Source organism: Nostoc sp., assembly GCF_054880495.1.
In genome coordinates this window covers 1-8,832 of sequence record NZ_JBTYKD010000063.1, presented here as the reverse complement: position 1 = coordinate 8,832, position 8,832 = coordinate 1, and the positions used below count along the sequence as shown (strand labels likewise).

Annotated in this window: 9 protein-coding genes; 3 read left to right on the top strand and 6 right to left on the bottom strand. The window is 38.4% G+C overall.

Going from position 1 to position 8,832, the window contains the following annotated elements; genetic code table 11:
* Positions 1-122 precede the first annotated feature (122 nt).
* The 3 genes from ACYTXL_RS07350 to ACYTXL_RS07340 form a co-directional block, all read right to left on the bottom strand.
* The gene (locus ACYTXL_RS07350; RefSeq protein ID WP_461924132.1) at positions 123-653 is read right to left on the bottom strand and encodes a hypothetical protein; all 531 of its coding nucleotides are present in this window, start codon (positions 651-653) and stop codon (positions 123-125) included.
* A 159-nt stretch (positions 654-812) separates the two neighbouring features.
* Entirely contained in the window at positions 813-1,409 is a 597-nt protein-coding gene (locus ACYTXL_RS07345; protein WP_461924131.1) for a hypothetical protein, read from the bottom strand.
* A 202-nt stretch (positions 1,410-1,611) separates the two neighbouring features.
* Entirely contained in the window at positions 1,612-2,964 is a 1,353-nt protein-coding gene (locus ACYTXL_RS07340) for a helix-hairpin-helix domain-containing protein (protein WP_461924130.1), read from the bottom strand.
* A gap of 395 nt (positions 2,965-3,359) precedes the next feature.
* Here ACYTXL_RS07340 and ACYTXL_RS07335 point away from each other — a divergent pair, with 395 nt between their 5' ends.
* The gene (locus ACYTXL_RS07335; RefSeq protein ID WP_461924129.1) at positions 3,360-4,328 is read left to right on the top strand and encodes an SGNH/GDSL hydrolase family protein; all 969 of its coding nucleotides are present in this window, start codon (positions 3,360-3,362) and stop codon (positions 4,326-4,328) included.
* Between the two features lie 509 nt (positions 4,329-4,837).
* Here ACYTXL_RS07335 and ACYTXL_RS07330 read toward each other — a convergent pair.
* Complete coding sequence (locus ACYTXL_RS07330) at positions 4,838-5,929, bottom strand: response regulator (RefSeq protein WP_461924128.1); 1,092 nt, start codon at positions 5,927-5,929, stop codon at positions 4,838-4,840.
* 616 nt (positions 5,930-6,545) lie between these two features.
* Between ACYTXL_RS07330 and ACYTXL_RS07325 the strand changes: the two genes are divergently transcribed.
* Positions 6,546-6,692, top strand: a complete 147-nt coding sequence (locus ACYTXL_RS07325; protein WP_461924127.1) for a hypothetical protein — start codon at positions 6,546-6,548, stop codon at positions 6,690-6,692.
* A gap of 589 nt (positions 6,693-7,281) precedes the next feature.
* On the opposite strand, the gene ACYTXL_RS07320 is transcribed toward ACYTXL_RS07325, so the two are convergent.
* Entirely contained in the window at positions 7,282-7,773 is a 492-nt protein-coding gene (locus ACYTXL_RS07320) for a hypothetical protein (RefSeq protein ID WP_461924126.1), read from the bottom strand.
* Positions 7,774-7,873: 100 nt separating this feature from the next.
* Positions 7,874-8,083, bottom strand: coding sequence for a hypothetical protein (locus ACYTXL_RS07315; protein ID WP_461924125.1), 210 nt, complete (start codon positions 8,081-8,083; stop codon positions 7,874-7,876).
* 134 nt (positions 8,084-8,217) lie between these two features.
* Between ACYTXL_RS07315 and ACYTXL_RS07310 the strand changes: the two genes are divergently transcribed.
* Positions 8,218-8,832 (top strand): prohibitin family protein (locus ACYTXL_RS07310; RefSeq protein ID WP_461924124.1); only part of this gene is annotated, 615 nt, incomplete at its 3' end.

Sequence of the window (8,832 nt, the reverse complement as noted above, 5' to 3'; positions counted from 1 at the left end):
CGACGTCGCTCAGTACAAGTCAGTACAAGTCAGTCGAACGCTTTTGGATTAAAGAATTGAAATTTAATCCAAAAGACGCGACGCTCGAATACTCGCTAACGCTCCGCTATCGTCAATCTCTTTCACTTAACTGGAATAAGTTCAAACTCGAAAGTACTGATCAAACGGTCATCAATATAGACCTCTATTCTATGCTTACCAACCGGATCGCCAGGAGCGATCGTCCAAAAATTCTCAATCACACCTTCTGGAGCCGACTGTATACGCTGTGTCACAGATGTAGTGCCGTCTGCTGATATTGAGAAGTTTTCACCGTTATCTGTACCCCAACTTTCTGGAGGTTTTGGTAAACGTAAGACTTCGCGCCATTTCACTTCACCTTGGTAATCTTTGAGTTTAATCCGCCAGCCGTAGCTTTTTCCTTCCTGAAGTGGCACTCTTGTTGTCTGGAAAATGGTAACGTTACCTTTGGAGTCAACTCTTTTCACCCCGAACTCGGTAGTACTAACAGTAATCTGTTTTGTATGCGTTGGCGCAGGAGATGATATAGGATTTTGTAGTAAAACAGAACTAGCGTTGATTGGCTCACAACCTATGACCCCAGATATTAGCCAAGAAGAAGCTAGCACAGCAGTAGTAGCCCAAATTCTCATTAGTACGGTTTTCCTGTCAAACTTTTAGTACTTATTCAAGTAATTTGACATATTTTCCGGGTCAAGGTGATCTATGGTTGGACAAAGATGAAATTGCGAGGGTGAATCTGGCCGATTTAAGCGATAAAATCACTGTAAAAAGCATACTTGAGTCAAAGCTCAACCTTTTAAATTAACCTTTCCCTCAAACTTTGATCCATCTTGATGAGATAAAACTTTTTCACTACTGTGATAACTTCTTCGCCATTTTTCGAGATGACCTATAGATATTGATTTAGATGTGACGTTCACACCATTTCCTCGCCAAGCAAGTTCTGAATCTGTTGTGAAAACCCCGCACTCTAATTGATCTAGCCTCATATTCCAATATTCACTAAATCGCCCTTTTAAAGTTATAACTTGCTCAAATACCTTATTTCTGTGTTTATTTCTTCTTTTTCTTTCTGTCGCTCCGGTTGCTTCTGTATCAATAAACTTAGTTTCAATTAAAAACAGACTACCTTTAAAGGTCAGGAAGACAAAATCACACTTCCCTAAATCTGTATAATCTGAAATAGGAGATTTTTCAAATAACAGCAATTCAGCGCACGAGGGAAACAAGTCTTTAATATTCAGAAATAAATAAGCTTGCAATAGAAGTTCCTTATCATAAGGAAACAGAATCACTCCTTCAAAAAATTTTTGAATGTCCTCATGAGTTTGCGGTTGATTTTTTTTACAGTATGAAACAAATTTCTGTAGCTCGTTTATGATCATCAAGTTTTAACTCCTTCCCCCGGTCGCAGCCTTGAGGTTATTAGCATAAAAAGATACCACTACCTCAAGGTAAATATCATCCGCATAAGTAACTAAAAAAACTATGAAGCTCTTGCATATTTAAGGCTATTTACTGTTGACAGTTGAGTAAAACTCATTTATAAGTGGCTTTTCAGTATTAATGGACTTTTTACTCCTGGCTTCAGCTACCAGTCAGCGATTTTAGATGAGCAGTAAAACTGGCGTTTTGCAAAGCTTGAACAGTTATTCTAGAATCTTGTACGCAAAATTGCCAACCCAAGCGAACAAGTTTACGAGAATTTTCAGTTTGGATAATTCCGATCACTGGCATTTTTGCCTTTTCTTTGTCTCCTGACTGTTCTTGCAAAATTGTTTTTAAGTGATGTAGGTAATCGATATTATTTGCTTGCTGCGGATTTAACTCCACCATCACCATTTGTACTGTTTCCACCGGTTCTGCATCTTCAAGAATAAATTGAGTTTGTTCGTCGCGTCGATCTACTTTTCCCCAAATAATCAATCTAGTATCAACTACGAGTAGGGAACTAATGCGTTCATAGGTTTTAGGAAAAACTACAGCTTCTGTTTGTGTAGTTAAGTCTTCTATTTGCAAAATAGCCATCTGATCGCCTTTTTTAGTAACCACTTTTTTGACATTATTCAACATTACAACTGCACAAAGCCTTATTTCTTCCTTTTGTTCGCCCAGTTGCGAAAGGTTAATTGGAGTCAAAAGTGGTGCTATTTTTCGTAAGGATTTCAGTGGATGATCTGATACATAAAAGCCTAATAATTCTTTCTCTTTCTGCAACTTTTCCTGTGGGGTAAAATCCATTACAGGTTGAGATTTAGGAGCAGTTTCAAAGACATTATTTGCTCTTTTATTCTGAGTCGAAGAAAATCCGTCGCCTAATAAATCCAAGAGATTCCCTTGACCACTAGCTCTGTCTTTAGCGCGAGATTGTGCCCAATCATACACTAATTCTAAGTCGTTAATTAACTGTTGGCGGTTGGGTTGAATTTTGTCAAAGCCTCCACAGTAAATCAGTGACTCTAGAGTGCGGCGGTTAACAGCACGTAAATCCACGCGATCGCAAAAATCAGCAAGGGATTTAAATTCTCCTGTCTGATCTCTCGCCTCCAAAATACAGGCGATCGCATTCTGCCCCACGTTACGCACTGCCGAAAATCCAAACAGAATCTTCCCCAATGTCGGCGTAAAATCAACACCAGAACGATTAATATCTGGCGGATCTATGGAAATAGCCATATTTGTACAGTTAGTAATATATCTCTGTACCTTATCGGTATCACCACTGTTAGCCGTTAACAGCGCCGCCATATATTCTAATGGGTAATTAGCTTTTAAATATGCTGTTTGATAAGTTACATAACCATAAGCAGTCGAATGGGATTTATTGAAACAATTGGAAGCTATTAAGCCATTTTTGAGCGCAAAATTATGGTCACGCTCAACCCCAATGTCATAGACATTTTGTTTGCCTAAATATTTACGTGTGGCTATTTTGATCATCCTAACCTATCCCCGAAAAAAAAAATTGCTAAATTAATTAATTGATAAAATGAGCAAAATTGTACCTGTATTGATACCTATAATACAAAATTATATCACTAGAAAACACTGCTATACTTTTGCACAAAACTAGCCAAAATATATCAAAACTTTGGTAAACTCTTAGATAGACGGTTAATAGCCGTATAATTGCTGTTTTTAAAGTTTATTAAATACATTCCAATAGATATTAATCCGCTTAGTCAGATGCCTGGGGAGTGGGGAAGAAGCTCTTGAACTTTTAGCTGGGGTAAAAAAGTTTACCCTTGTGTACTCTGCCCGTCTGCCTCTTTCCAATGCCCAATGCGTCAGTTACTATCGTTAAAAAGCAACTCAGTATAAGAGGGTGTCGGTAGGTGAAAGTGGCGCTGATCGTAATTTTGGCAGTAGTTGTAGGATTGTTTGTGGTAGTCGAGATCGGACTGCGATCGCTCTTTGGCTTTGGCAATCCCCTGATTTACATTGGCGATGAGCAGATTGGTTATTTATTGGCTCCTAACCAGCATACCCGTCGTTTTGGTAATCGCATTGAAATTAATCAGTATTCGATGCGAGGTAGTCCGATAAATAAGACACCTGCACCTTCTGGGCTGCGAGTTTTACTGTTAGGTGATTCAATTGCTAATGGCGGCTGGTGGACAGATCAGACTAATACAATATCCAGCCTGATGATGCGTTCTCTGGCATCATCCACTAATAGTAATTATCAGGAAGTAGAAGTATTGAATGCTTCAGCTAACTCTTGGGGTCCAAGGAACGAATTAGCTTATTTACAGAAGTTTACCAATTTCAACGCGCAAGTGGTAGTGTTATTAATTAATACTGATGATTTGTTTGCTACTCCTCCCACTTCTTTACCAGTAGGACGCGATCGCAACTATCCCGATAGTAAACCTCCCCTAGCATTAGTGGAAGTGTGGCAACGTTATATCATCAAACAAAAGCTAATTCCCGAAATGAAAGCAGTGCATAATGAAGCAGGCGATCGCGTTGGGATTAATCTGGAGGCGATCGGCAAAATTCAAGCCTTGACTCGCCAAACCAACAGCCAATTTATACTAGTCATGACTCCCTTACTGCGAGAAATTGGTGAACCAAGCCCCCGCGATTACGAAATTAAAGCCCGCCAGCGCTTGAACGATTTTACCAAAGCACAGCAAATTAACTATATAGACTTTTTACCGATATTCAATTCAACCACCAACCCGCAAGCTTTATATCACGATCACATTCACCTCAACTTGCAAGGTAATAAATTTGTCAGTGAAGTTATAGAGCGATCGCTTTTGGAAATACTGGGGGAGGCATCACTACTAATGACATGAACCACTATAACATTTCCTGCTCTGGTAAGGTACAGGCTCAGTGACTAAAGCTATTGCTAAATAAGGCTTTTTGTGTACCTCATGCGAGTGAGAACCCATACAAGTAAATGGGCGTGAATAATTAAAGGTTTATAGTAAGGGCTGAAGCCCTTACTACGAGCTAATTTAAATAATTCAGGACTTACGTATTAAGAATTAATATCAAATAGGTATCATCTGAAAAACCACATCTTTCGTAGGGGTAAAGCATGCTTTACCTCTACAGTATCGTCTATTTACGACCAAAGGATAATTAAGAAAAGCCTGAAACAACCTATTTTTGTTAACCTACGTCATGATGAATTTGTACAGTGCGTAAGTACTATAATTTTACATTGCGTAACAAAGTTTGATTTATATTCACTCAGACAATCTTCTATAACTAGAATGGTAGCGATCCAGGTAATAGTCAACCTTAAATCTCCAAAAAAATATGTTAGTTAAGTAGAGTTATTTTTTATATTAGTAAATTAAACAATATGTTGAAAGATCACTTTTAGTAAATCTCCTTGTGTAAAAGACTTAGTTAAATAGCCAGATGCTCTGACCATCCTAGCTTTAGCTCTATCTATAAACCCGACTTTTTCTGACACCATAATCACAGGTGTATTTTTAAAATGTGAGTGTTTACGCAGCAAAGAGCAGAGTTCATATCCATTTAAATTAGGCATCGAAATATTCAACAAAATTATGTCGGGTTTTATGTGAATAATCTGCATTAAAGCTTCTAAAGAATCGCTGATTCCGACAACAGAAAAGGTTTGCTCATCTAAATAACTTTTAATCGCATTTAATACCGTCGGACTGTCATGAATACAGAAGATTGTGTAGATTTTTTTGTCAGCAGGCGGTTGGATGATTCCTTGATCCCTAGTATTAATCGGGTAGGCTGCTGGTTTATAGCCGTTTGTTCTAGGTAACTCTGGTGTAGTTTTGACTTTAGGTTGTAGCTGATTTATTTGGAACAATTGTGAGGGGTGGGATTGAGAACTTGGCGATGTCTGACGATAAACCGCTTCTCTTTCAGAGACGCCAACGCTTCGGGGCGTTTGACATCGTTCAACTAATAAGCGGAGATTTAGATGGCAAAACTTTGGCATGTCATCCAGAAAGCTTTCAGGAATAAATTCATAACTCCCCTCTTCTAAGTTCAAGAATGACTCCAGAACTTCTAGCGCCAATTGTTCTATCAGTATCGCCGCTTGAGAGGGACTGATATATTTCTGATTCACTAACCAGCAAATAGCCAGATAATCTGGGTTTGGTATTGCCTGATTTTCAATACCAGTTTCAAATATCGCGCGTAACTGTTCTTTGATTCCGTCAGGGAGAGTAGAAATTTGCTGACTCAAACGTTGCAAATTCCTGTAAAGTGGCTCAAACATTTTTTCTGAGTAGCAGGCATAAATTAGTTTACCCTCGTCCATATATATTGACCAAGAGCCTGACGTGCTAAACACCTGCAAACAACCAGTAACCGACTTACCAGTGATTTTTTTCAACAGAGATAAAGGCTGGAGCTTTTGGAAAAATCTGTATCTACTAATCGGAAGTGTCTTCATTGGAATGGCTCTGGAATAAAATTAATATTTGCAGGCAAAATTAATGAATTACCTTTTCGCAATTCACCGCGACTTTCTTGGAAGTACTTTCAGATAAATATAGCGGTAACAATTGAGTTAGTACAGAGATTCCACACTCCCCAACTCTTAATTCACCAATCTCTGTTAAGCTATAATGCACGAATTACAACTAAACCAATTCATGTTATTGCTCAATAGCAAAATTGCCCGACTGGTTGTCAGGATATAGTATTTCAAAAATTAGATTGGTTTTCTGTATCTTTCGCTAATCTAGCCCATCTAACAGTAACTCAAGTGCCACGCACAGACAATTGGCTCTCGCCCATCAGTCACAAAAGCATCATTGTTATCCGTATTTTTCAGCCTAAAATTGCAGATACTTTAGTTCTGTTACAAAAGTTTTTTACCCCTAATGATAAAGTCTAGAGTGACTAAAATCTACTGTAATGTAGACGCAAATGGCTCTCAATCAAGGCTTTTAGCCTATGTTTTTCTAGCCGTAACGCAGGTGGTTGGGTACTTTTCCAAGAAGTTTCTTCTTGAGGGGAACTTCATCAAGAGAAAAAGTATTATTAAAAACTAAGCATTCCAAAAGTTGAATGTCTTACTTAAGTTTGTGATTGTAGAGCAACTTTTAGTGTTGGGATTGGGCAAAATTATCACTTGCACAACAAACAAGAATGGTAAACCTCCGACCAAGGATGAGTTAGCTGATAATTGCCGCCATGATGGTATGTGGTGAGATGCACAGGCGACCAAATCAGCAGAAGGGAATCTCTTCATAAGTACTAGAAACGGGTTCTAATGTTGTGTGGGGTTAAATAGTCACCCTGCACAATTTTGAGTGACAAATTCAAGAACTTATAGCGATGTTCTTGATTGGTAGTACAGACCTGCAAAATAACTATTTTCAGCTAGATGGTAGATAACAAGTAACGTACTCACTAAACATTAAGATTACTATAATTTTCAAAAAAAGTTAGCAGAAATATATAAACTTCATGATAAATAAGTAAAGTAAACATGAAAAATAATTAATAGCATCTTCCAGATAATTGTCATAAATATTTATTTGTTCGGATGTCCGGTAAGGCTGAAAATGTACAGTAAAAGATAATTTTGGATGCTCATTTAATTACACTTATAAATGAGTGAATCATTTTATGGTAGCAATTTCCCCGAAAAATCTCAAGTTTTAAAAGTCACAAATATAAATACAAAAGTCGTAGACATGGTATTAATTAACCTATAAGATATATGTAGCAAAAAGACGCAAAGAAATTCTTTGCGTCTTGGGCGTGAGATTTAGAAGTGGATACTTCTCCATCTATTTAAAATTGCTCCCGCCAGCACCAGCTTAAAAGTGTGCCACCAGCCACCAGCTTAACTACTTCTAGTAGCCAATAACCGCCGTGTAGTAAATTCATTGTCGATGGAATAGCAGCAGCAGCTTCAAATAGGTTGAGTTGAACTGCTATAGCGCACATCTGCGGAGTTAAGAAATAGGTGTCAAGCATCGCTATAGTTAGCAGCAGCACGGATAAAACAATACTGCCAATACGCAAGTGATATTGGGTTTTGCTCAAAGCTAGTGCCCCAGTCAATACTACAGCAGCAGAGAATAATTCCATCCGATTGAAGTTCCAAAAAATCATATAGCCTGCTGTTGTAAAACCAGCTTGGCTGATCATTCCAGATAGATAAAGACTAGGCATGATTACCCAGTCTAAAACTAGACTAGCACTGAGCCAAAAGCCCAAAGTCAATATGATCGCGGTTTGCCAAATTGGCCGTTTGAATTCCAGGTTAGAAGTAGCAGTCATATAAATAATTGCGTGTGTTCTATTTATTAGTGTCTAACTTAACCAGCAGTTTGACAAGAAATATCAACTAACCTTTACAAAGCGATCGCTTGGGAGGATCTCACTTTTGTAAAAAGCTTTGTAAAACCCACCCCAGCCCTCTTTTTGGTAAGGAGAGGGAGCAAGAATCTTGTTTTTCATCTGGTATATTTGCTTTCACTGAGATGCTCCCATTGGTCAATAGCGATCGCAAAATTATTTGCCATGTGTCCTCTGCGCCTCTGTAGTTAGTTATTCCGTAGACTTGTGCGTAAGTCTTACTGTATTCCATGCAATTGAGAACCGTTATAGTAAGGGCACAGCAATGCTGTGCCCCTACTGAGTTACTCCATTCAAAGCAAAATGCCCCGTTACCGCTAACACCACTCGTTACTCAGCACTGATCACCCACATGGAGAGAAGAATTTGAAAAATCAGCAATTGGGAAATTGGCAAACCACAGTTTTAGGAATTGTATTAGCAATAGTACTGATTATCGGACTAAATTCCTATATCATTATTAATCCTGGACAAGCAGGAGTGATCAGCATCTTAGGTAAAGCTAGAGATGGGGCTTTATTAGAAGGTATTCACGTAAAACCGGCTTTTATCACAGTGATAGATGTGTATGATTTGACAGTGCAAAAGTTTGAAGTGCCAGCAGAGAGTTCTACCAAGGATCTGCAAAATTTATCTGCGAGATTTGCGATTAACTTTCGCCTCGACCCCATAAAGGTAGTTGAAGTTAGAAGGAAACAAGGAACCTTAGAAAATATTGTATCAAAAATCATTGCACCTCAGACACAAGAAGCATTTAAAATTGCCGCAGCCAGAAGAACAGTAGAAGAAGCAATTACCAAAAGAAGCGAATTAAAAGAAGACTTTGATCATGCATTAGGCGATCGCTTAGACAAATATGGGATAATTGTGTTAGATACTAGCGTAGTTGACTTAGCGTTCTCACCAGAATTTGCCAAAGCAGTGGAAGAAAAACAAATTGCTGAACAGAGGGCGCAAAGAGCCGTTTATGTAGCACGGGAA

Bases quoted from the DNA above. Each gene is read 5' to 3' on its own strand.
- ACYTXL_RS07350 (WP_461924132.1), bottom strand. From the start codon at position 653: ATGAGAATTTGGGCTACTACTGCTGTGCTAGCTTCTTCTTGGCTAATA.
- ACYTXL_RS07345 (WP_461924131.1), bottom strand. From the start codon at position 1,409: ATGATCATAAACGAGCTACAGAAATTTGTTTCATACTGTAAAAAAAAT.
- ACYTXL_RS07340 (WP_461924130.1), bottom strand. From the start codon at position 2,964: ATGATCAAAATAGCCACACGTAAATATTTAGGCAAACAAAATGTCTAT.
- ACYTXL_RS07330 (WP_461924128.1), bottom strand. From the start codon at position 5,929: ATGAAGACACTTCCGATTAGTAGATACAGATTTTTCCAAAAGCTCCAG.
- ACYTXL_RS07320 (WP_461924126.1), bottom strand. From the start codon at position 7,773: ATGACTGCTACTTCTAACCTGGAATTCAAACGGCCAATTTGGCAAACC.
- ACYTXL_RS07315 (WP_461924125.1), bottom strand. From the start codon at position 8,083: ATGGAATACAGTAAGACTTACGCACAAGTCTACGGAATAACTAACTAC.